Here is a 22,648-nt window from a genome sequence, read left to right as displayed (position 1 = left end):
ATGGGAAACGACCAGACAAGGCGTGCAATCGAGTTGGCTATCTCAAGGATTACCAAGGGGCGTCCCAAGCAGGTTCAGCTGAGTCGTAAGCTAAGTATCGCCTCCGTCGCCGAAGAGGCAGGCATAAGCAATGCGACGATACACAACCGGTATCCAGACCTTGCAGAGTTAATTCGTCAAAAGACCAACAAGGAGTCGCGAGAAAAGCTCGTCAAGAAGGAGAAAGCCCTTCAGGGGGCAGATCTGCTGATTAAGGAGCTGCGTGACATACTGGCTGAGCGAGATGCAGATCTGAAGAGGATAGCCATCGTGAATCTGCGGCTTTGTACAGAGAAGAAAGCACTTCAGGAGCAAAACGCTCTGCTGGCCAAGGAGAACAAGCAATTGGAAGGCGTGAACCGTGATCTGCTATCTAAGATCAACAGTCCTAGAAGTCAGGTGAAGTCGATTCGATGAATGCCTAGGCGGATCGTCAGTAACTGTCCGGCGAGCTCACCTATCTAAAGCAACTGCTGACACGTTTGCCGACGCAGCGGGCGAGTGAGATTAATGAGTCGCTGCCGCATCTACTGTCATCGAACTACACGAGTTAGAAATCAACGGCGTTAAATCGGAAGCGGCGGGAACGATCGACCGGGTAGGTGTAGCGACCTGCAATCGAAAACCCGCCGACCTGCAATCAGCGCGTTTTTCGACCGACATTAATTGCTTCTATCCGAGCCCACAAACCGGAATTAATTGCGAATGAACCTGCATTCATCCGCACCGACCTGCAATTCAACGCGGCCGACCAACATTATTTGCAACTGAGGGAACTCAAATCGGTAATCCCGCGGCCAGCATTTTGTCACGTAGCTCCGTTGCCCGTGTCGGGTCGAGCATGTTGCTGAACAACGCTTTGATTTCGGTTGGCCTGGCATCGAACTGTTCCACCAAGTCTTTAATACGGTATCCATGACGTGTCAGAGTCGGCTCCAGGTCATCCAGTTGCCGCGATAGCACCGACTCAACCAGCTCCGCCGAGACAGGTTTCTCGCCGGTCAGGTAACCGGCCTCCAGAGAAAGGCTCAGATGCAGCTGACCTATGACCGTTGGTGCTTCGTCCACTAAAACCACTACGTACGTTCGGAGTCCGGCAACTACGTCCGATACGAGCAGTTCCATCGCCCGGCGGGTACTCGGGCATGGAGAGCGATTGCCCGTTCCGTCGATGAACTTAGAAGGGACATCACTTGGCGCCGGAGTCGGCCCGACAGAGCTTTGGCCTCTTGGCGCTCAAACAGGACCTGGGCGAGGGTGAGTTTGCGCGGTGGCTCGGCCCAGGCCGCGCAATGCGCTGAGCGAAATCGAACGGCAAGCGACCCTAAGCGTGTGCAACAGCCCGGTGTACGCCCATTTGCCGCCCAGCCAGATCGTGCCGAGGCTGGCCGATCAGCAGCGATATCTGGCGTCGGAGTCGACGTTTTACCGGGTGCTGCACGCAGCGGATCAACAACAGCATCGTGGTCGTAGCCAGCACCGCCGGCGCCACGCAGCACCGACGACGCACGCCGCCAAAGGGCCGAATCAGGTGTGGTCGTGGGACATCACATATTGTCCGTCGCCGGTACGAGGCAAGTACTACTACCTGTACCTGATCGAGGATATTTACAGCCGCAAGGCCGTGGGCTGGGAGGTATACGAAGAAGAAAGCGGCGAGAAGGCTGCGGCACTACTGCAACGTAGCGTGGTCAGCGAGCAGTGTTTGCACGAGCCACTGGTGTTGCACTCGGACAATGGTGCACCGATGAAATCGCTGACGCTGTTGAGTAAAATGCATGACTTGGGCATCACGCCGTCGCGGGGACGACCACGGGTCAGCAACGACAATCCTTACTCGGAGTCGCTGTTTAGAACGCTGAAATACTGCCCGCAATGGCCGCTGGATGGTTTTGCCAGTTTGGACGCGGCACGAGCTTGGGTGAGGGATTTCATGCGTTGGTACAACAATGAGCACCGGCATAGCCGTATCCGGTTCGTCACGCCGGCCGAGCGGCATAGAGGACTGGATCATCAGGTTTTGGCTCGGCGCCATGAGCTGTACGAGCGAGCCAAGGAGAACAAACCTGAGCGCTGGTCAGGTCGGACGCGTAACTGGGAGCCAATCGGTACCGTGTTGTTGAACCCGGATCGAGAGCAACAGGTCGAGAAACGAGCTGCATAGTTAGACGGTGACGCGACAACTACCTTGAAAAACGCCGAGGCATTGATGTGGTCTTAGCCAGGTTTTCAAGATCTTGGTGGTCATCTCCGGTTGCTCTAGCGATGGCATATGCCCACAGTTCTCAATAATGTTGACGGTGCAGTTGGACAGCTTGTCGAACAACTGCTCTTGCATGGACATTGTAAACAACTGATCTTGGCGGCCATAGATGATGAGCGTAGGTACGTTGATTGCCGATAACTTGTCGGAAATGTCGCGTGCGCCTTTCAGCACATTCGTCTGGTTGATAAGCTCTTCCCGGGAAAGCTTCTGGCCTGCGACCAGCAGGGCTAACAGCGCTTCGTCCTCGGTTCGCGCAGGGGCAATACAGGCCCGGTTTAGGGCCGGCCAATGCTCGGCGATAGAGCCTTCAAGTAAAGGCGCAAGCATGCCTTGTTTGAAAAATGTTCGTTGTTCTTCGGAAAGGGTACCTGGAAAGGTGGACACCAGAATCAGGCTTTCGACACGCTCAGGCGCCTGAAGGGCGACATGTTGTGCGATATATCCACCCAAGGAATGCCCCAGCAAGATGAATTTATTCGACGCCCGCCGTAACACTTCTTTGGCCATGCCAGCGGCCGTGGTTTCACTGGAAATGACCAGGGTTTGAATGTCGTAGAAGTCAGTCAGAGGCTGAATCTGATATTGCCACAAGGTATCACTATCGTTGCTCCAGCCCGGCAGGATGACCAGATTTTTCCGTTTGTGCATGAGGAACTCCTAACATTTGGCTGAGGAGCAGTGCTGCGGAATATGGAGCGTTATCGATCAGGAGCGGTTTAGCCATTCCGTGGCCTCCGTTCGTATGGTTTTTCATGTTGCCCAAGGCAGTTGCAATTCTGTACTTAAGCGTATCTTCGGCAGTCTCTTCGGTACGACTGACAACGCTTGCCATTGTGAACAAGAGCAAATGCGCAAGACAGTAAAAGTAATACACTGGTTATAGCCAACGCAAACATCGGGAACAACACCCATGAAAATCCTCAGCGGACACCGTTAACGGTTGCCCCGTATATTGGACGCTATATGACCGCTCCTGCAGGCAGGGCGAATTCGCTTACCGCGGGTGACGATGCGGGGTGAAAAAAACTTAATCTTTAGACAGGGTTTTCCGGGTGGCCGAACGAAGTGAACTGTACGGTTATTTAATTTCTAGACAGGGCTTCGTGCTTTTTGAGTTGTCCCGGCCACGCAGCTGGCGCTTAATCAACCAGCCCGCTGTCGATATCGGCAGTGTGCGTTTAGCAAAGTTGCATGGCACGACGGCCAGTTGCATGCCAGTTTTGTTTCATGTCACTTTGCGGGCTCGACAGCTCTACGAGCTTAAATAAAATTTTAGTATATCTGGCGCGCCACCTGGACTAAATTATTTGCAGTTGCGGAGTGAAGGGTCGTGTGGGCGAATTTTGCTCCGTGGGTATTCGTTCGCTCAGCCGATATGCGCAAACTTAAACTTTAATTTAGATATTTTGATGCCTTGAACTCGTTTGGGTCGGCATAAGGAGTGAATGGTGCAAATAACTCGCATGCCCGGTTCGCAGATCAAGTTAAGACTTAATGGGTACGCTAGGCAGGGCGTCGTCGATGCCATGCCTGTGGCGGTTTCCTTTCTTTTCGTATTTTCTTCGTTGGGGGCACTGTACCACGAAAAAGGTGTTCATTTTATTAGCGCGCTGCTCGGCACGCTGCTGATCTTCGCAGCCCCCTTGCAGGTGTCCAGTGTCGATGCCATTACAAATAATCATATTGTGGCGGGAGTGATATTGACCCTGTTGATCAACTTCAGATTTCTTTTCATGTCGCTGGTATCGAACCAGTACTTTTTAAACGTGTCGAGGCTAAAAGTTTTTATCGCGATGCTGATGTTTAGCGCGAGCACGTTTGCCGTTACTCATGCTCATTTACAATCTTCCCGACTCAAGGATGGGAAGTCACAGTTTTATTATTATCTGGGTGTTTGTGTTCCCAGTTATGTAATGGCCGTCGCCGCTACAATTTCCGGGTATCTACTCTCCGATTACGTTAACTATACTTCATGGGAAACGTTCATCACCATGATACTGCCCATCCATTTCACGGCATTGGTGGCCAAGAACGTGGGAAATCGGCTCACGGTAATTGCCACCCTGGTCGGTGGTATATGTGCACCTCTGCTCAATGGTGTTGACAGTTTATGGTTTACCGTCGGTTTGCCTGTTATCTGCGGCATTGTTCTGGCACGGATTTCCTTGGATGTAGAAAAGCGAGGCGCAGCATGATTGCCCTATTATTTATTGCTCTGGTGAGCTACGGCCTGAAAATATTTCCCTTTTTATCGCAAAAGATGCAGCTCGCGTCATCTGGCTTGATGGCCAAGTCCATTGAATATGCCGTGTGTTTAATCATGGGCAGCATTATTTTTAATGTCGCATTTGGCAGTGCCACGCTGGCTCAGTTGGTCAGCGGGATAAACATACAGTTCGTGCTCGCGTTGTTTACCATCGCAATCGCGTTCTTTACCTGTAGAGGTACCGGATCAATTCTGATCAGTCTGTTTGTTTCGATGTCGGTTTACATTTTCGCAAGGGTGATAACTTCATGAAAAATATTCGCTTTTTTGACACGACCATGAGGGACGGTGAGCAAGGCATCGGCTATTTGCTCACCACTCAACAAAAACTCACGCTCCTGCAAAAACTTTCTCAGTTGAATATTGCCGTCATTGAGCTCGGCATGGTTACGGCTGATCAAGACAGCCAAAGTCTTTTTGAACAGGCCATTGATACCGCCGGTGATCAAAACGTTGCTGCGTTGTGCCGACTCCATGAAGTGGATATCCAGTTGGCTGTTAAGGCTTTAAGCAAATTCCGTCAATCGACCCTCAATCTTCTGTGCATCGGTTCGGAAATACATCTGAACAAGAAAATGGGCATGAGCGCTTTCGAGGCGGGCGCTCTGTTGGACAACTCTCTGGCCGCGATCAGGGACGCGCAATATGCCGGGAATATCTACGCGATTCTGGAAGATTCGACCCGGGGCAGCGAAACCTTATTGCATGAGCAAATCCAGCGGCTGATCAAGCACGGCATTAAGGATATCTGCCTGGCCGATACCGTCGGGGCGATGACCCCATCCAGCTCCTATGCATTTTTCTCGACTTTTATCCGCGCGTACCCGGACGTTCGTTTTTCGACGCACTTTCATAATGATTTGGGAATGGCGGTTGCGAACACCATCTGCGCCATTGATGCGGGAGTGCATGAAGTGCAGGTCACCCTCGGCGGGATCGGTGAGCGGTGTGGCAATGCCTCGTTTGAAGAAGTGGTGGCGATCCTGTCGCATTGCGAAGGCTATAAGGGCCAGATGGATACCATTCCCGCACTCAAAGACATCGTCGACCTGTGCCGTTTCTTTTACCAGATCCTGGGCAGGGAGCCTAACACCAACAAACCGATCATTGGCGCAAATGCGTTTTTGACCTGTGCCGGCATACACCAGAGCGCAATCCTCAAACATCCGGAAACGTACGAGTTCATCAATCCGGAGAGCCTGGGTATGCAAAGAGGATTCCACATTAACAGGTTATCCAGTCGCAAGCTGAAGCAATGCAGTGCCGATCTTTAAGCCATTTTTCAAGGAGCGTTTAAATGAGTCTGTTTCAACACATTGGTTTTTCTACCAACATTTTTGACAACCCGGCGAACATTGCACAGCTGGTTGAATATCTTTCTGAACACTTTCCTGCGATAGAAATCGAATTCGAGAAAGACCTCAGGCTGTTGATTGATTCCGATGAGCAGCAGTGGCGCCAACAGCGCGACAGGCTGAACGCTGTGCGGGAAGCAACCGGGGTTCATTATTCGACCCATGCGCCCTATATTGGCATCGATACGGATATCTCCAACGGCGATGAGGTCACCCGGCTCAGCGCCGTGGACTATCTGGGTAAATACATTGCCAGGGCTGCCGAGATTGGCGCCAGGTTCATTACGATTCATCCCGGCTATGTCGAGCTGGATCAGCAGGGTCTCAGTTACTTTGAGTTCGGGCAACTGGCCAAGTCACTTGATGCGTTGTCCGCTGTTGCGGCCCGGCACCACGTGGACATTCTTTTGGAAAACACCGGCCCCGATCGGGAAAAATACATTGTCCTGCTCGATGAGCAGCATGATCAGCTCTGCCGGCACAGTAATGTTTTCTTGACGCTGGATCTGGTGCATTTTCACGCGTTTTATCATCACCTTTCGTCTGCGGACTATCTGGAAAAACTCAAGAACATTCTTCCGGATATCAGGAATGCGCATTTTAACGATGTGGTCGATGGCAAGCATATTCATATTCCGCTTGGATCTGGCAACTTCGATTTTCACCAAGTTCTTCAGTTCATGCATGCGCAGGGTTACCAGGGAAACTTCATTATTGAAGAGTCTGGTGGTGGGTATGCGCCTGAAGATTTTGTCACTGCGGGCCGGGAGTACATCGACCGGTTGAAAACCAATGCCCCATGCCCCCATTGAGTTACGCCGGGCCCATAGGCAAACAGCGGGGCTGGCGTGGCATCACGCTTTTGTTATCGCGGCCCCCCTTGGGGACATTCTATTGATGAACGCGGCGTATCCTACGCAGAGTAAAAATATGGGACATAACATTCTTCTCGAACCCCAGAATGTCAGTTTTTCCACAAGCGAAGCACAAACGATACTGGAAGCGGCCCAGCAGCATAACGTCAGTCTGCAGAAAGGGTGTGTGGCTGGTGTCTGTCGAGTTTGCAAGTTGAAATTGATATCCGGCGATATCGATTATCTGGTTGGTTCCACGGTGTGTCTCACTGAACGCGAAGTCAGTGATAATTATTTTCTGCCCTGCTGTGCGATTGCCCGAAGCGACATCATTTGCTCAGCCGGCACTGCTTACGGCGCAACGTCACAACAACATCCCAAAGAGGGGGTGGTGGTTATTTATAAGGAGAGAAGAGGTTCCGTATTCATTGTGCGGTTAAAGCTCTCCCGGCATAGCCGGATGGCGGCATCGCCGGGTCAATATATCGATGTGGAGGCGGGCGAAAATATTTTTCGATCCTACTCCATCGCCAATGTACCGCAACGAGACGGTTTTATTGAACTGCATATCCGCTATCGCCAAGGTGGTGTATTTTCTGAGCGATTAAAGGATGTGATCAAGCTCAATGATGTGCTCTGGATCAAGGGCCCCCAAGGAGACTTCATCCTGGACGAAAGCTCAGGGCGCGATTTGCTTTTTATGGCCACGGGAACAGGGCTGGCACCTATTCAGGCCATGCTTACGTGCGGATTGATCAAAAGCGATAAAAGGATTCATCTTTACTGGGGCGCAAGATGTCCGCAAGACTTGTATTTTCTAGAGGTGATCCGAGATCTGGAAAGTCGATATGAGCATTTTTGCTTCACCCCGGTATGGTCAAGAGCCGTGGCAGATGATCGCTGGAAAAGTGGAATGGGGTATGTCCAGGATTGTGCCAAAAACACGATTGGATGTCTGAAAGACTTCGATGTCTATGCCTGCGGTTCTCCCGCCATGATCCAAGAGGCGTTTCGCGAATTTACAACGACTTGCGAGCTGCCGGTAGCCCAGTTTCATTCGGACGCATTTTACTGCCATACATGATCGACTGCCCCGCGGCTTCACAGACCTGCCCGGCACCTTCTCGGACCAGGGAACTGGCGCGCAGCCGGATTCAACTACCTTGTTAAACCACTGTCGAATAACTGGCAGTTAAACGGGGATTGAGGACGGTTCGTTCAATGGCGCCCGCGCCTCAGAGGACGGCAGGCACACTGTGTATGCGCCTGACAATAGTTGATCGTACCAAGGATTCTTTCGCATGGCGTTGATGATCGATGTCGAGCCGCTCATACCTTTGACTCAGGCTAAGAAAATGGCAATGCAAGGCTGGTTTGAGGCCGTCGATGTGCACGTTGGATTGGCCAAAGGGAGCCCTCAAGAACACCAGGCCTGTTTGAGTGTGATGGCAGCTCAACAGCGTCATGATGAGCTAGCCCGTGCGCTGGCGACGGCGGTGTCAGAGCTTATCGAGCGGTCGGGGTAGGGCGAACAGAACGAGGACACAGTTTGCCCTGATGCCTACCTCGGCTTCTGGGTGCTGGCGCCGACTATGAACGCGTTCGCACCGCCTCTCACGACTACCGCAACAGTGAGCTTGCGCTTCGCAACACGTAACGCTCTGGTAGTGCTCCCATTGGCTCTGGCTCAGAACTTGGAGGTTTGCTGGCGCAACGGTTATACTCAGGTATTGGCCGAGTAGGGGGCGCTGATTCACTTCTGCCGACATTGTGTGGCGAAAAAATGTAGATTACCTCGTTAGCCTGGTGATGCCCTCAGATGAATAGGCAGAGCACTGACTGGACTTGCCCCTACAAAACCGGACACCAACTCCCCGTTAAATTGATGCTGGCGCCAAGCGCCTGAACTCCCTTGGTGAACGGTAATTCAAGGCGCTGTGCGGATGCTGCTCGTTGTAATGCTCGAAGGCAATTGCCAAGTTACGCAACGCCGTTTCTCGATCCGGCTTGGGCATGTGCGCCACGTAGTCACGCTTGATCGTCTTCATGAAGCTCTCGGCCATGCCGTTGCTCTGCGGGCTGCGCACCGGGGTGGTCACCGGCTGCAAGCCGATCTGTCGAGCAAACAGGCGTGTCTGTTCGGCGGTGTACGCCGAGCCGTTGTCGCTTAGCCATTGCACCGGCGTGACGGGCAGTTGATCACCAAAGCGCTTCTCCACGCTTTCCAGCATCAAGTCGCGGATATCATCGCCGCTGTACCCGGTCGGGCTCGCGACCCAGCCGATGGCCTCGCGATCACAGCAGTCCAGGGCGAAGGTCACGCTCAGTTTGGCCCCGTCCTCGCAGCGGAACTCAAAGCCGTCCGAGCACCAACGCGTATCGCTGGTTTTCACCGCAATACGGCCTTCGTGCCGACGCGGCACGCCGGGCTGTTTGAGTCGACGTTCCAACAGCAAGTTGTGATCACGCATGACCCGGTAAACTCGTTTCACGTTGATCGCCGACAGCGACTGGGTTTCACGGGCGCGACGCAGCAATCCCCAGACACGACGGTAGCCATAGCTGGGAAGCTCGCTGACCTGTTGCTGGATTTCGACCACCAGCGCAGCATCGTCCACAGGCCTACTTCGCCGTACTTTGGGCGATACCGATTGCTTGATTCGAACCGTTAATTGCGAGCGCGCCACACCGAGACATTCGCTGACCAGCTTCACTGGTCGTCCCCCGGCAACAAGGGTGAGTGCGCAATCCATTTTCGCGACCGGGCGATCTCCACGGCCTCTTTGAGGATTTCGGCTTCCATCGTTTTCTTGCCCAGCATCCGTTGCAGTTCACGGATCTGCTTGAGCGCATCGCTCAGCTCGGAGGCAGGCACCACGGCTTCGCCAGCACTGACCGCCGACAGGCTGCCGTCCTGATACAGCTTGCGCCACAAGAACAGCTGATTGGCATTGATGCCGTTGCGCCGAGCGACGACCGACACACTTTGTCCTGGCTCAAGGCTCTCGCGAACCATGGCCAGCTTTTGCTCTGGGCTCCAGCGGCGCCGCCGCTCCTGGCCCAAAAGCTCCCCACTCTTATCGTTGCTGTTAGTCATAAACATAACCGTTTGCCTATCCCTTATCGTAAGGGGGAAACAGTGTCCTGTCTTTCATGGGGCTCGTTCACTGACTAAAAAGCATGGACGCTTTCCAGTGTCGGTGGTTGAACCCGTCGCACAAGGCCCTGGAATGATTTTCATCGCCATGACGACCGAGAAAAAGCCGCCAATTCTCAGTGTGCCGCTACTCAAAGTTCTGCGGCTAAAGACCTGAGATCACTGGCTTTGGATTTTCCAAGTAATCTGCCGTCATACATCGACGCCGCCCTGCTAATCTTGCCGTTCTGATCGAGGGTGAGTGCCATAATCCCCGTTGTTACCCCAGTGGATGCGCGACCATACCATTCAAAGCCACCACCCAGGTCGCTACCCACAATATGGCGCAGTCGGGATTCCATCGCGTAAGGCGCGGCGGATCGAATACGGTCAAAATAGCGTTCAATGGCCGCTTGCCCTCGTATTTGCGTACGGACAGCCAAGTCCTCGAACACGGCATCGTTGCTAAAAAGGGCTGCGGCTGTGGGTGCGTCACCTTTGGCCAAAGCGCTTTGTAACCTGCGCGAGATGTCATGTATTCGTTTGCTGGCGTTCTGGGGGATGCCTGACTCTTTAAAATCGGTCGGAAACTGGTCTTCTGACTTGCGAAATTGATGATAACGTTCCTCGTTGTAACTGCTGCTATCCCAATAATCGATCCAGCGAATAATCTTGCCGTCTTTAAAGTCGACAGCACCGACAATTCTCAATTCTCCGCCGAACAATTCAGGAGTGTCCGTGAACTCCACCACAGCGCTGCCCGCTCCGCGGATTGAACCGCCTAGAATCCGAGTCGGGTAGGAGATCCCTTGGCCTGCGTGAGGTAAGACCTTTCTTATGGCATCAGGACTGTCCTGGTTCCAGCCAAAAGTAGCATCGGTATAAGTGAGCAAGCGGGAAGAAAAATAAGCCATGGTCTTATCGATGTTCTTCTGGCTCTTGAATGCAAAGAATGATTTGAAAAGCCTGGCCGTCTCCGGCTCGGCATGGGAAATATCGGCGATATCCGGATAGGGGACAGCACTCCCTGCGTAGGATGAAAGAGGAAGTGATCCCAGCAGACCCGCAAAGCCAAATGCCCAAATTGATTTCATGCAAGCTCCTTGAAAAATGTTCGACGCAATCTGTCGATGTGTTGGTCATGGTGTAGCTATTTTGCGAATACGGTACACGCAGCGGCGCCCCTTCCCTGTTCAGCCAATGTCGTTTCAGGTGTAGCGGTAGCGTCCCAACAGTGCTTGGGGATCCATCAACTGCTGGATGGCGCGACTGAGTTCCTGCACCTTGGGGGGGGTGTACTTGCGATAATAAGCGGCGTTGACGGGACCCACGCCATGCTCGGCACTGAAACAGCCTTGATGTTCGGCCACCCGTTGATATATGGCGCTGCGTAGCGCCACGATCTTCGCGATTCCGTACTGAGCCACATGGGCGTGGGGCAGCAACACAATCAGATGGCAGCCACCGTCGGCAAAGTGGCCAAACTCATACAGTTGCAACAGCGGATGCTCGCGTCGCAGCCATTGAGCGGCTTCTTCGCAAAAGGCCACCAACCGCGAGCGTGAAAAGGCGATGTCAAACGAAAGGGGAATGCCCTCTTGTGCGATCGCCAAGGGCAGATTGTCGCGTAACGGCCAAAAGGTTTCCGGGTGGCTGAAGGTCGCATCCACCACCTTCGCCTCGCGATAGAGGGATTCCAGCAACTGTTCCGTTCGCTGGGCAAAAATTGCCTGCAAGCCAGGCATGCTGCTGGCGATCTCGACCAAGGCATAACAGTCGGCTGTCGATTGCGCGAGTGGATGACGCAGGGTGGGGAAGTTGCGCAAGGTGATGGCGATCGCCGACTGTGAAATGACTTCAAAAGCGCACAGCATGTCACCGAAGTCTCGCTCGAAGGCCTGGAGTACGTCCAGCGCCGCTGCCTGATTGGGCAAAGCCATAAACAGGCTTTGCGTCGACTGATCGCGGCACTTGAGTTCAAGCGTGACGACGGTAATGATTCCGAAGGCACCGCCGGTTCCGATAAACAGCTGCTTTAGATCAAGGCCCGAGTTGTTCTTGCGCAAAGGGGCCAGCGACTGAACTACCGTGCCGTGTTCATCGGCCAATACCACCTCAACGCCCAGGACGTTATGGCGCACATCGCCATGCTTGAGCAAGCGGCTGCCACCGGCATTGGCGCCCAGCAGTCCTCCGATCGTTGGATCGCTGCCGATATCAACAGGAAAATACAGCTCATGCTGTTGCAGCTGGCGGTTGAGCTCTGACAAGAGCGTGCCCGCTTCGACGATAACCGTTCGGTTAACAGGGTCGATCTCGCGGATACGATGCAAACGCGAGAGGCATACGACCACTTGAGTGCCGGAGTTGTCGGGAATGGCGCTGCCGACCAGGCCGCTACGACTGCCTTGGACGATGAGCCTGATGCCATGGTGTACGGCAATGCGCATAAGCTCGCTCACCGCCTCGGTACTGGCCGGGAGAATAACCGCAGCGGCGCATCCCCGGCCGTTGGCGATATCGCTTTCATAGGGGGCACAGGCGACGCCCGTCAGGACGGCGGACTGTCCCAGGCGATCGCTCACCTCGGTCAGGAAGCCCTGTTGTGATACAGATCCGGACACAATGGGTCTCCTCTATTGAGCCGCCTGGCGTTTGAGCATCTGACTGCGCATCAGCACCAGGGCGAGAATGGGAAGGACGCCGCCGATCAGTAGGCTATGGCGAAAAAACAATGCGACGATCACCGCCAAGCTATTGGTCATCAGCAGCATAGGCGAGCATTGTCGAGGCGCCGAATCGAGTGCGTGGCCGGACAGGCCCAGAGATAACCACCCGTTCGCGCCCAGGCCAACCACGAGTGTGCATGCCAGCACGGGCGCTGCACCAAGACTCTGCCCCCAAGCCTGTAGGGCCGATGTCGATAGCACCGCCAGTAGCGCACCGATCAGCAAATACAGATCAACCCCCAAGGCAATCCAGTGCCCCGGGCGATGCTTGCGCAACCAGAACAGATGCCCAAGTCCGAGAAAACCACCGACCAGATAGGCCGTTTCCCAGCGTCCGGCGGCCTCGCCAAAGCCGAAACGGCCATAGGCCAGGAAAACGATGACCGGAATGAAGGCACAGACATTTGACCAATAGGCACGACACAGACGGCTGACTGACATGGTTACATCCTTTGGGTGAGGAAGGGGCTAAGACTTGTGCCAACGAAACAGTAAGGTGGCAGCGGTGATAAAAAGCGTTGTCCAGCCGACCATGCTCAGCAAAGACAGCGATACCGAAGGCAGCGAAGCACCGTCGAGCCAGACCTGGCGCAAGACATCGACAAACTGGTTGATGGGCATCACGCTGAGCAGATGTCTGATCCAGCTGGGCGCCTCCGCCAGGGTAATGGTCAGATTGCCAAAGAACAGGGCCGGGTAATGAACCAAGTGGCACAGCAGCTCGGTTTCTTTCACCGAACTGGCGCGGCTGGCAAGTAACAGCCCCATACCCAGCAACATGGCGCCGCCCAGCAGGATGACCGGCAAAGCGTGCAGGGTCTGGATCGTCCACAGCGGAATCTGTATGCCATACCCATAGCGCGCTACCAGCAGCAGGGTGCTCGCGGAAAGCCCCATCATCACGACTCTCGACAACAGAATCGAGGCCAGAAAAACCAGCTTGGGCACGGGAAAGCAGGCATACACTTTGAGCGCATTGTGCTCACGCAAGCTGGCGATCGATAGCGCGGTAGACATGATGCCCATGGACATCAGCACGATGACGAGGATGCCGGTGGTAAAAAACAGTCCGTAATCGAAAGCGGGCGCCCCCGAGGGCATGTCCTCAAACCGGACAAGGTCTGCCGCCACAATGCCCTGCCGAGCCGCGGAACACCGTAGCGCCGCCATCTCGATCATATGCGCGGCGGCACGCACTGGCAGCGGACCTTTAAAATCAAACTGAATGGACAGGGGGGCGGCACCCACCGCGCCAACGACCCTGACGGTATTGATCGGCACGGTAGTGCTTACGCTTGCGCTGGTAAAACGGCCCTGGACGGGATTGCCCGCAGCAAAGGCTTGCTTGATTGCCGCCTGGCAGTGGCTTTCGGGTGGATCTGAGGGACCAGAGACCAGTTCGATATTCACCACCCCCAGCGAGGCCCGCTGCCCGAAAGCCATCAACATCACCGTCAGCAGCAGTACTGGAAAAGCCAAAGCCCAAAATAGCGCCGACTTGCTGCGCACAAAACCCAGCAACTCGTTACGCGTCAACAGCGCCAATACGCTAAACATCCTGTCTCCCCTGCGCACACAGGTACAGCATGTCGAGGTAGTGGGTGGGCCCGAAGCTGAAATGGCGAAAGGCAAACTTCCCGACCAGAGCCCGGATCGATTGGTCCAGTTGTTGTGTGCCATAAATACGCAGTTGCGTATCGCAGGGCCGCACCAGGCGCAGCGTGGCGCTGTCATTTTTGAGCTGCTGATAAAGGGTGTCCAGCTGAGCCACATTATCCAGTTGCAGGTGGGCCTGGAAGGCGCCGACCAGTTGGCTTTTGAGCGTCTCCTTGTCGCCAGAAAACTCAACCCTGCCCCGGCAAACCCAGACCACGTCGCTGGCAGTCTCCAGCTCTTCCGCGGAGTGACAGATCATGAGGATGGTCAAGCCGGCGAGTTCGTGGCGTAGCAAGTGCATGACACGTTCGATAAAGGCTCGATCCAGGCCGGTAAAGGGTTCGTCGAGCACTGCGATGTCCGGACGGTGGGCCAAGGCCATGAACAAGTCCAAGCGCTGTTTCTGTCCGCGCGATAGCGCCGAGTAGGGGAGAGCCCCCAGTTCATCGATGCCGAGCGCTTCCGCCACGGTAGCGTCTTGCTGGCGGTATAGGGCTCGGTGCAAGGCCAGGATTTCGCTGACGCTCGAGGCGTCCGTGTACTCGACCCCCTGCAATTGCACCCCCAGCCGCTGGCGGTGCCGAATGCTACTGTGAAACTGCGCGGCCGGCACGCCCAGCAGTTGTGCGTCCTCCAGAAGGGCCGGGCGCAATCCCAGCAGAGCTTCGATTAAGGTGGTCTTGCCGGCACCGTTGGGACCCACGATGGCGGTGACCCGAGCGCGGCGCACATACAGGTCCCGTACTTCAAGACAAAAGCGGCCGGAGGTGACCCGCAGCAGGCGCACGCTCGCCGCGTACGGCTGTCGGTTGTCGAGGTCAAACGGTGACCTTGACGCCGGCTCCGCGCCGCCGGTTTGCTCAGTCAACAGAAGTGGCTTGTTCATGTTCAATCAAACAACGCGACTTGCACATCGCGGGTGCCGGTGAAAGGATTGCGGCCATGGGCGACGGCGATATTATCGATCAACAGCAAGTCGCCGCGGCTCCACGCAAAGGCCACCTCGTGCGCCTCCAAGGCGTCGTACACAGGTTCAAGCTCGCGCGTCGCAATCGGCGTCCCGTCGCCCAGTTGCACCTCATAGGGCCGGGCCGGCTTGTCTTCAAAGGCGCGCCGAATGTATTCATAACCCAGCTTGCCGAGCGAACGGGCATTGTTGTGTTGCGTGGACATCTGGTTGAACCAGATTGCCTCGCCGGTGACCGGATGCGCCAGGACGGCCGCTCCTGTATGCGAGACGGTGATACTGCCGTCCTCCAGCCACGTGTATTCAAGCTGGTTGTCGCGGCAAAGCTGTTCCACCTGGAGCGGATCCTGGGTCAGGAACACTTCATCCCAAGGGCGATGGTATTCGCGCATGAGGCTGTTGCGTGGTTCGTTTTGGGGCGTGGTCGGGGCGCGGAAATTACGCACGTAGCGGATGCGCGCCTCACTAAAACGCTCCAGCAAGGACACTGGCAAACGGCGGGTGACGGCACGCATGTCGCAAAGAACCGTCTCGCCTCCCTGCGGGCTAGGCTGACGGCAAAAGAACGCCAGCTTCAGCGGGTAGTTCGCCATGTAGGCTTTTTCCTGGTGCAAGCCAATTTTGAGACTGGGGGGCATGCGCGTGGATTCGTATACTTTGCCCTCGATGTTTTTGCGGGGTGTCGCCCCGCCGATGTAACCGAACGCATGTTCGGGATAACACTGCGCAATCCTTTGAAAGTCGGCGGTGTCGCGCAAGGCAAACCCTCGAAACAGCAGGCTCCCGAATTCTAACAAGAGCGTGTCAAACACCGACCTGTGGCGCTCATACCAGGACGCGAAGGCGGCGCGGTCATCGCGCAAGGTGCTGTCGAGCGGTGTAATGACCAGTGGCATGCGCCCGGTCGGCAGAAAGCTGCATTGCACTTGGGTAGAGCCCAGCATCTGTTGGTAATGTCGTGCCAGATCTGTGCGTGGATCCATGGTCATTCTCCGCGGTTGAACATCAAGCCAGTAATGGTTTTTTGATCAGGATTTCGAAGCCCAAGGCGCCCAGCCCTGAGGCGGGGCTGGTCACCACGGCGCACTGCGCCAGACCGGCCTCGATAACCAACTCGCGGGCCTCGTGCAGCGTGACCTTTTCCTCTACATGAGTGGGCGGATAACCGACGCTGGCGCGCATCTTGGTAAAGCTGTCGAGCAGTTCGGGCGAAACGTCGCGGCGCATGTCGTGCACCAGGGCGACGCCTCCGGGCTGCAGGACACGGTACATTTCGCTCAGGCTTTTCACCTTGTCCGGCAAGTGGTGCAAGGTGGCACGGCCGACCACCATCGCGTAGCTATTGTCGGCAAAGGGCAATGCTTGAGCGTCGCCCACCTTGAGTTCAATCACAGAACTCAGGCCCAATGCTTCGATCCGCGGTCGGCCGCCGTCGAGCATGGACTCATCCAGATCAACACCCATAAAGCGCCAGTGCGCAAACAGCGGATCGGACGCCAGACGAGCGGGCACCACGGCCGTGGCGGTACCTATATCCACCAATACGCCTGGCGTCATGTCGCGAGCCAGTTGGCGAATGCGGCTAATGAACAACGCATCCCAAGGTTCCAGCGCCAGGGCGGCGAAGCGATCATAGTCGGCGGCAGGGCGTAGATTCTTCAGTAGCATGGTCGTTGTTCCCTCATTGGATAGGTAAGCAGATGCGGTGATTCCATTGCCTCGGACAGTCATGCAGGTCTACAACCAGCCCACAGGCACGGCGGCCAGAAACCTGCGCGCTGCTTTGCTGTTCACCCCAAAGGCTGGACGGTCCCGTCGTTCGATCGCATGGGCGACCATGGCTATCACCCGCGCGCATAGCCCCAGACCTACGCCCCACCGGGCCTCCTTCACGCCCAGGTCGAGCAGCGCGGCGGCGGTGATGAAGTCGATATTGGGGCGCAGTCCCTTGCGGGCCATGGCTTGGGCGCAGACGACATCGAAGGTTTCCAGGTAGCGGCCGGCAAAGCTCCAGTCGGCGAACAACGCCCGAATGTGTGGCACCCGGGGATCCTCGACAAACAGCGGGTGGCCGAAGCCGAACAACAGGCTGCCGGGTTGATCCAGCGCCTCGTCGACGGCTTGGCGTATATCGGTGTGACTGGCGTGTGGACTGATTTTTTCCAGCCAGACGAACGCCTGTTCTGCTGCCCCGACATGTTTGGGACCGCTCGCCATGAAGCCGGCCGCGATCGCTTGAGCGATGCTGACGCCGGTGCCGATGACGGTGCGCGGGACAAGCACGGTAGGCGTGATATAGCCAAAGCCGGCGTGCCAGGCGACCAACAGTGCATCGACCACGCGAATCGCCAGCCCATCGTGGGGGTTCATGCCCATGGCCATGGCCATCCGTGCACCTTGGGTGGCGCCATGCCCTACAAGGGGCGCCGCCCCGAGCGCCGCCTGCAGGAAGTGTGGCGCACAGGCCACACAGACCAGTCCTTGAATAAAATCCGGATTCGCCGGCAAGCCGCGGGCCTTCGCTTCGTCAGCGGCAAGGCTGTTCAGTGCGTTCAGATCGCCGAGAAATCCGCAGGCGGCGGCTTGTACCAGGGCGCCTCCGTTGGCCGCTACCGCGTCGATGGCGCTGCACAAGGTCGGTGCCTGCCCCAGGTGATGGGCGATCTGCGCCAAAACGGCATCCACCGCCTGGCTTTGCGCCGGGGTAGGTCGCTGGCCAAACCACGCCAGCCACAAGGCGGTGGCGAAATCGCACGTACCGATCAGTTGGTTGAGGTTGTACCCCCTGACCCATAGCCCTTCCTGGGGTTCAATCGTGGCGCCGTCGATGTTGGTGCCGCGATAAAGCGTAGGCACCGCGGCAAATAGTTTCCTTGGCGCCGCTGACGTGGTGATCGCAGGCAAGCTCGGGTCGTCAGGTTGCGGCTCGGCTTGCACCAATTCATCCAGGGCAATGCGCTGGCTGGCTCGCAATAGATTTTCGATGACCTGTTCATGCTGTTGGACGACGGGCAGGAGGTTGGCAAAAAAGTACAATGCAGTCTTGACCTTGCCGCGATAAAAAGCGGCTTGCGCAGGATCCGGTTGCCGACTGAGCTGTTGCTCGGCCACGCAGGCCGATTCCAGCAGGGTCCAGGCGCTGACTGTCAGGCCAATCATTTCCAGAAAGCGGGTATAAAACTGGCTGGTTTGCTGCATGCGCCCGGCCCGTACATGCTCGCCGATATGGGCGAGCGCTGTTTCGACGGCACTCATGGCCTGTTCCAACAAGCAAAACATCTCCTTGAGTGACGCTTGGACATCTTGCGCGCGGCTCATAAAGGCATTGAGCTCTTCGCGAAGGTATTTGATCAGGCGCGAGTTTCGGCCAAATCCGAGCTTATCTCGCACCAGATCCTGGGCCTGGATATAGTTGGTGCCTTCCCAGATCGAGAGAATCTTGACGTCACGTGCATTTTGCTCGACCGGGTAGGCATCGGTATAACCAACCCCCCCGTGGACCTGTATCGCCAGTTCGCAGATCCTCCAGGCCTGATCGGAAACAAACGCTTTGCATACCGGCGTCAACAGCTGCACCAGTTTGCGATATTTTTCGATCTGGGCTTCGTCACGGGGCGAGGTTGCTTCCAGAACAAGCGCCTGGGTCGAGGCGCCGGTCAGCTTTCCGAGCACCCCCCGGCACCCTTCGACGCGCGCTTTCATCTCCAGCAGCATGCGCTGCACATCCCCGTGTTCGATGATAGGTACCTGTGGGGCGCTGGCATCGGAGGCACATTCGATTGCGCGGCCCTGCAGGCGCTTGCCGGCAAAATCGACGGCATGAAGGTAGGCACTGGATGACAGCCCCAGGCCGATGATGGCCGTGCTCATTCGCGCCTGGTTCATCAGGGGGACTAATTGCAGCAGGCCGGCGTTTTTACGATCGCCGAGCAGCACGGCGCGCGTGGTACCGCGTCGACCAAAGAGCAGTTGGGTATTGGCGCATCCCTTCAGCCCCATCTTTTGCAGCAGCGACGAGCATTCGACATGGTTGTCTTCGAGTTTTCCGGTATGTGGATTCGGCCACAAGCGCGGCACCAGCAGGCAGGAGAGGGAGTAAGCGGTCGAGGTCGTGTTGTTGATCCGGCCCAAGACAAAATACAGGGTGTTTTCGGTCAGGCTGTGCATGCCGGCTGAGATATAAACCTTTTCGCCCGTAACTGAATACTCTCCGTTCTCAAGCGGGGTGGCGCGGGTGGCAACAGCTGTCAGATCGCTGCCAGCCTGCTCCTCGGTGGCGCAGAAACAGGCATCCCAGTCGTAAGATTGCAATTTGCTCAGGTAGGCGGTTTTCTGTAGCGCGCTGCCATGCAGTTGCAGCAGCTTGATCGCGGGTAAATTGAAACCGCCATAGGTCATGAATGCTGGGTTGGCACCCATGAACATTTCCTGGATGGCCTGTCGGATCAATGGCGGCAATGGTACTGCTTGCGCCTGGCTGTCAGGGCTCAACACATTGACCCAGTCTTCTTTGAAGCGTTGCCAGAGCCGGTGAAATGGCGCCGGAATCTGCACACTGCCGTCTTCCAGCAAGCGACAGCCCTGGCGGTCAGACGCTTGATAGGCCTGGCCGAGTTCATAGGCGAATGCACGAGCCCGTTCCAGCAAGGCATCATAGTCGGCGCGATTCACGGGGGCGAAGGGCGCCTTGGTGAGAAACTGCTGGTCGGTTTCATGCAGCTCCCACAAGAAAAAGCGAAGTTCGCGCAAGCTGACTTTATAGGCTGACATGGTGTTTTCCTGAGAGTTGGGCGGTGGCCGCGGCAGCGCAGCCCTTGAGCTTGACCACCATGGCGCCGGCGCTGCCGCACAGGGCTGCGTCCCAGAGCAAGGCGGTGGCCGTCTGACCGGCAGGTAGAGAGGTCTGCAGGTGTTGCAGCGCGAGTAGAGGGCCGGCGCTGGACTGATGAGCACAAACGTTCGGTTTGAAGTGCTGCTCGGCCGTCATGCCCAGTGCGTGGCTGACACCTAGGGTAAAGCTGTCGCTAAAGCCGGCAGGCAACACCCAGTCAATATCGCCAGATGTGTAGCCACAACGATCCAGAACTGCCCGGATGGCGTTCACCGCCAGCGGATGAAGCTTGTCTGCCAGCGCCGCAGGCGAGAGTTGCCAAGGATTATCGATAGCAGGACCATAATGCATGGCGCAGGCATGGATCATTCCCTGGCTGGAAACCGTCGCGTCATCCCCGTCCAGCAGTATGGCGGCGGCTCCATCACCGAAAGCCACCAGGTCCCCCCAACTGCGAAAAAACGGATACAGCCATTTGTCCGAAGCCACCAGCAGAACCCTGGCGTTTTGCTTAACCAGTGCCTCAATGATCATCAGGGCATTGAACACCCCGGCCGTGCCCGACTGGCCGATGGCAAACGGCAAGGCCTGGTGGGCCTTGAGGCTGTGCTGGATGCGGCCGGCAACCGACTCATTGATGCGTTGGTTGAGCGCAGCATTGGTCACCACGATGTGAGTCACCGTGGCCAGGGCATCCGGTACCTGTCGCTGCAGTTGCGCGACGGCGGCCAGCGCCATGTCGGCGGCGCTTTGCGAGGCCAGCGCGACGGGCAGTGCGATGCTGGCGCTGGGTAAGAGTCGTTGCTCTTCTTCGCTATGCAGTTTGCCTCTGCCGCGGGGCAGGGCGAAGGCCGCCGCCTTGTACAGCAGGTGGCCATAACCCATGTTTTTTTCCTGAGCCTGTACGGCCCTGAAAGTCATGGCGTCGGGAACGCAAGAGGCAGTCGCGCGAATGTGCAGCATGATGTCATTCCGTGGCGGTAGGGGCGGCTGAGAAAAACGCTGAAAAACGCTGCTTCAGTTGTTGGCGGTCGATTTTGCCGTTGGGGTTGCGCGGCAAAGGCGTGTCATGGAACGACACATGCAACGGCACCATGTAGGTTGGCAGCTGTTCCCGGCACAATCCGATCAGGGCCTGCGCTGTGATGGGCTGGTCGGGGGCGGTCACGACGCTGATCACGATGGCTTGGCCGTGCTGCGGGTGCGCAACGCCATAGGCGGCGGCCTCGATGACCTGATCGACCGCAAACAGCACCTCCTCAATCTCGGTAGGACTGACGCGGTAACCCGAGGTCTTGATCAGGTCATCCTGGCGGGCCACGAAGTACAAATAATCGTCCTGGTCGCGATAGACGATGTCGCCCGACCAGACGGCTATTTCCGTGCGCGAAACTTGCGGGTTGGCTCCTGGCCATGGACGGAAGCGTTGAGCGGTCAGCTCGGGCGCATTCCAGTAGCCGAGCGTGACAAAGGCGCCGCGGTGTACCAGCTCACCGTGTTCGCCGGGATCACATTCCGTGCCGTCAGCGCGCACCACATGGATGGCGGCATTGGGAACGGCCTTGCCGATGGAGTCCGGGTGTGTGGCGACGGCGCTGGGCGGCAGATAGGTGGAACGAAAGGCTTCGGTCAACCCGTACATCAGAAAAGGCTGCGCCTCGGGGAAGGTCTGTTGCAGTCGGGCCAGCAGCGGCGCCGGCATGTGCCCACCGGTATTGGCAAAGCGGCGGATGCGGGCGGCGGTCTGCGATGGCCAGGGCACTGAGGCCAGTTGCACCCACAATGGAGGCACGCCGGTAATCGTGGTGACGCCATGCGCCTGACAGCAACGCGGCACTTCACTGGCTTGCAGGAAGTCCAGCGGTACATAGCAGGCGCCGCAGGCCAGCGCCGTGGTTAACTGGCTCAGGCCGGCATCAAAGCTCAAGGGCAATACCCCCAGAATGACATCATCGCACTGCAGGCTCAGGTAGTCGGCGACGCTATGGGCGCCCGCAACCAGGTTGCGCTCTGATAGCACGACCCCTTTGGGACGACCCGTGGAGCCTGAGGTGTACAAAATGACGGCTGGATCGTTGTCGGTGGCGGTCGTTGTCCGGCTGAAAGGGGCTGAAGATGGGGGCGAGTCCAGCGCCTGCAACGCCTTCTCCTCCAGCGCCCAGGGGGTGATGGGCAGATCCTGGTATACGGCGGCGTGACGCTTGAGTCGCGAGCCGGTGCTGACAAACAGGCAGGCCCCGCTGTCGAGCAGAATATGACGCACCTGAGGTGCCTTGAGCTGGGGGTTGATGGGCACAAGCACGGCGCCCATCGCATTGATCGCCAGGAACATGACCACGGTGTCATAGTGTTTGCCGGCATACACGGCGATGCGTTCACCAGGTTGTATACCGCTGTGCACCAGCTTGCGCGCTGTACATTGCACATCGTGCAGCAAGGCGGCATACGTTACGTCCCCGCTGGCCTGCCTGAACGCCGGGCGGCTGGCGTGTGTTTGCGCGCTGTCGAGCAAAAGCTCGTACACACTGATCTGGGCGCTCATACTGGCC

At 56.7% G+C, this 22,648-nt stretch carries 20 protein-coding genes and 1 pseudogene; 8 read left to right on the top strand and 13 right to left on the bottom strand.

Translation table 11 applies throughout. The features are described from left to right. The gene (locus H0I86_RS26910; RefSeq protein ID WP_180922811.1) at window positions 1-456 is read left to right on the top strand and encodes a TetR family transcriptional regulator; all 456 of its coding nucleotides are present in this window, start codon (window positions 1-3) and stop codon (window positions 454-456) included. Window positions 457-816: 360 nt separating this feature from the next. Here the strand turns inward: H0I86_RS26910 and H0I86_RS26905 are convergent, their stop codons facing one another. Further along, on the bottom strand, window positions 817-1,164 hold the full coding sequence (locus tag H0I86_RS26905) for a phosphoribulokinase (RefSeq protein ID WP_258019371.1): 348 nt from the start codon (window positions 1,162-1,164) through the stop codon (window positions 817-819). Window positions 1,165-1,312: 148 nt separating this feature from the next. On the opposite strand from H0I86_RS26905, the pseudogene H0I86_RS26900 reads away from it, so the two are divergent. Then, window positions 1,313-2,203, top strand: a pseudogene (locus H0I86_RS26900) (IS3 family transposase); the annotation flags it as partial. Here the strand turns inward: H0I86_RS26900 and H0I86_RS26895 are convergent. After that, complete coding sequence (locus H0I86_RS26895) at window positions 2,204-2,953, bottom strand: alpha/beta fold hydrolase (RefSeq protein WP_180922810.1); 750 nt, start codon at window positions 2,951-2,953, stop codon at window positions 2,204-2,206. A gap of 800 nt (window positions 2,954-3,753) precedes the next feature. Here H0I86_RS26895 and H0I86_RS26890 point away from each other — a divergent pair. The 6 genes from H0I86_RS26890 to H0I86_RS26865 all read left to right on the top strand — a co-directional run bounded on the left by H0I86_RS26890 (window position 3,754) and on the right by H0I86_RS26865 (window position 8,306). Continuing rightward, on the top strand, window positions 3,754-4,500 hold the full coding sequence (locus H0I86_RS26890; RefSeq protein ID WP_180922809.1) for an AzlC family ABC transporter permease: 747 nt from the start codon (window positions 3,754-3,756) through the stop codon (window positions 4,498-4,500). Continuing rightward, window positions 4,497-4,823, top strand: coding sequence for a hypothetical protein (locus H0I86_RS26885; RefSeq protein WP_180922808.1), 327 nt, complete (start codon window positions 4,497-4,499; stop codon window positions 4,821-4,823). The genes H0I86_RS26890 and H0I86_RS26885 overlap by 4 nt, the downstream gene beginning before the upstream one ends. Beyond that, entirely contained in the window at window positions 4,820-5,845 is a 1,026-nt protein-coding gene (locus H0I86_RS26880; RefSeq protein ID WP_180922807.1) for a LeuA family protein, read from the top strand. Before H0I86_RS26885 ends, H0I86_RS26880 begins: the two co-directional genes overlap by 4 nt. 23 nt (window positions 5,846-5,868) lie before the next feature. Next, on the top strand, window positions 5,869-6,738 hold the full coding sequence (locus H0I86_RS26875) for a sugar phosphate isomerase/epimerase family protein (RefSeq protein WP_180922806.1): 870 nt from the start codon (window positions 5,869-5,871) through the stop codon (window positions 6,736-6,738). Next, entirely contained in the window at window positions 6,719-7,864 is a 1,146-nt protein-coding gene (locus H0I86_RS26870; protein WP_180922805.1) for an FAD-binding oxidoreductase, read from the top strand. The genes H0I86_RS26875 and H0I86_RS26870 overlap by 20 nt, the downstream gene beginning before the upstream one ends. 217 nt (window positions 7,865-8,081) lie before the next feature. After that, window positions 8,082-8,306, top strand: a complete 225-nt coding sequence (locus tag H0I86_RS26865) for a hypothetical protein (RefSeq protein ID WP_180922804.1) — start codon at window positions 8,082-8,084, stop codon at window positions 8,304-8,306. Between the two features lie 351 nt (window positions 8,307-8,657). Here the strand turns inward: H0I86_RS26865 and H0I86_RS26860 are convergent. From H0I86_RS26860 to H0I86_RS26805, 11 genes are all read right to left on the bottom strand, one after another. Then, window positions 8,658-9,877, bottom strand: a protein-coding gene (locus H0I86_RS26860) for an IS3 family transposase (RefSeq protein ID WP_373369379.1) whose coding sequence is annotated in 2 segments (ribosomal slippage) — window positions 8,658-9,532 and window positions 9,532-9,877 — 1,221 coding nt in all. Because the reading frame shifts where the segments join, the coding sequence is not laid out codon by codon here. A gap of 191 nt (window positions 9,878-10,068) precedes the next feature. Next, complete coding sequence (locus H0I86_RS26855; protein WP_180922802.1) at window positions 10,069-11,010, bottom strand: nuclear transport factor 2 family protein; 942 nt, start codon at window positions 11,008-11,010, stop codon at window positions 10,069-10,071. A gap of 114 nt (window positions 11,011-11,124) precedes the next feature. Beyond that, window positions 11,125-12,540 carry an FAD-binding oxidoreductase gene (locus H0I86_RS26850; protein ID WP_258019370.1) on the bottom strand — a complete coding sequence of 472 codons (1,416 nt, stop codon included), beginning with the start codon at window positions 12,538-12,540 and terminating at the stop codon, window positions 11,125-11,127. 12 nt (window positions 12,541-12,552) lie between these two features. Beyond that, complete coding sequence (locus H0I86_RS26845; RefSeq protein ID WP_180922801.1) at window positions 12,553-13,086, bottom strand: permease; 534 nt, start codon at window positions 13,084-13,086, stop codon at window positions 12,553-12,555. Between the two features lie 27 nt (window positions 13,087-13,113). Next, window positions 13,114-14,202, bottom strand: a complete 1,089-nt coding sequence (locus H0I86_RS26840) for an ABC transporter permease (protein WP_180922800.1) — start codon at window positions 14,200-14,202, stop codon at window positions 13,114-13,116. Further along, window positions 14,195-15,187, bottom strand: a complete 993-nt coding sequence (locus tag H0I86_RS26835) for an ATP-binding cassette domain-containing protein (RefSeq protein ID WP_180922799.1) — start codon at window positions 15,185-15,187, stop codon at window positions 14,195-14,197. Before H0I86_RS26835 ends, H0I86_RS26840 begins: the two co-directional genes overlap by 8 nt. A gap of 2 nt (window positions 15,188-15,189) precedes the next feature. After that, complete coding sequence (locus H0I86_RS26830; RefSeq protein ID WP_180922798.1) at window positions 15,190-16,251, bottom strand: TauD/TfdA family dioxygenase; 1,062 nt, start codon at window positions 16,249-16,251, stop codon at window positions 15,190-15,192. A 22-nt stretch (window positions 16,252-16,273) separates the two neighbouring features. Then, complete coding sequence (locus H0I86_RS26825; protein WP_180922797.1) at window positions 16,274-16,936, bottom strand: class I SAM-dependent methyltransferase; 663 nt, start codon at window positions 16,934-16,936, stop codon at window positions 16,274-16,276. 69 nt (window positions 16,937-17,005) lie between these two features. Further along, window positions 17,006-20,038 (bottom strand): citrate/2-methylcitrate synthase, encoded by a 3,033-nt coding sequence (locus H0I86_RS31965; RefSeq protein ID WP_219637302.1) that lies wholly within the window; start codon window positions 20,036-20,038, stop codon window positions 17,006-17,008. After that, window positions 20,025-21,062: a beta-ketoacyl-[acyl-carrier-protein] synthase family protein gene (locus tag H0I86_RS26810; protein ID WP_180922796.1), complete on the bottom strand. Its 1,038-nt coding sequence runs from the start codon at window positions 21,060-21,062 to the stop codon at window positions 20,025-20,027. Before H0I86_RS26810 ends, H0I86_RS31965 begins: the two co-directional genes overlap by 14 nt. Before the next feature lie 4 nt (window positions 21,063-21,066). Then, window positions 21,067-22,641, bottom strand: coding sequence for an acyl-CoA ligase (AMP-forming), exosortase A system-associated (locus tag H0I86_RS26805; RefSeq protein WP_180922795.1), 1,575 nt, complete (start codon window positions 22,639-22,641; stop codon window positions 21,067-21,069). Between the last annotated feature and the right edge of the window lie 7 nt (window positions 22,642-22,648).

The sequence above is a fragment of the Pseudomonas chlororaphis subsp. aurantiaca genome (assembly GCF_013466605.1).
Classification (GTDB): Bacteria; Pseudomonadota; Gammaproteobacteria; order Pseudomonadales; family Pseudomonadaceae; genus Aquipseudomonas; species Aquipseudomonas chlororaphis_I.
The sequence above is the reverse complement of the archived record's forward strand: the minus strand, read 5'-3'. Positions and strand labels throughout refer to the sequence as shown.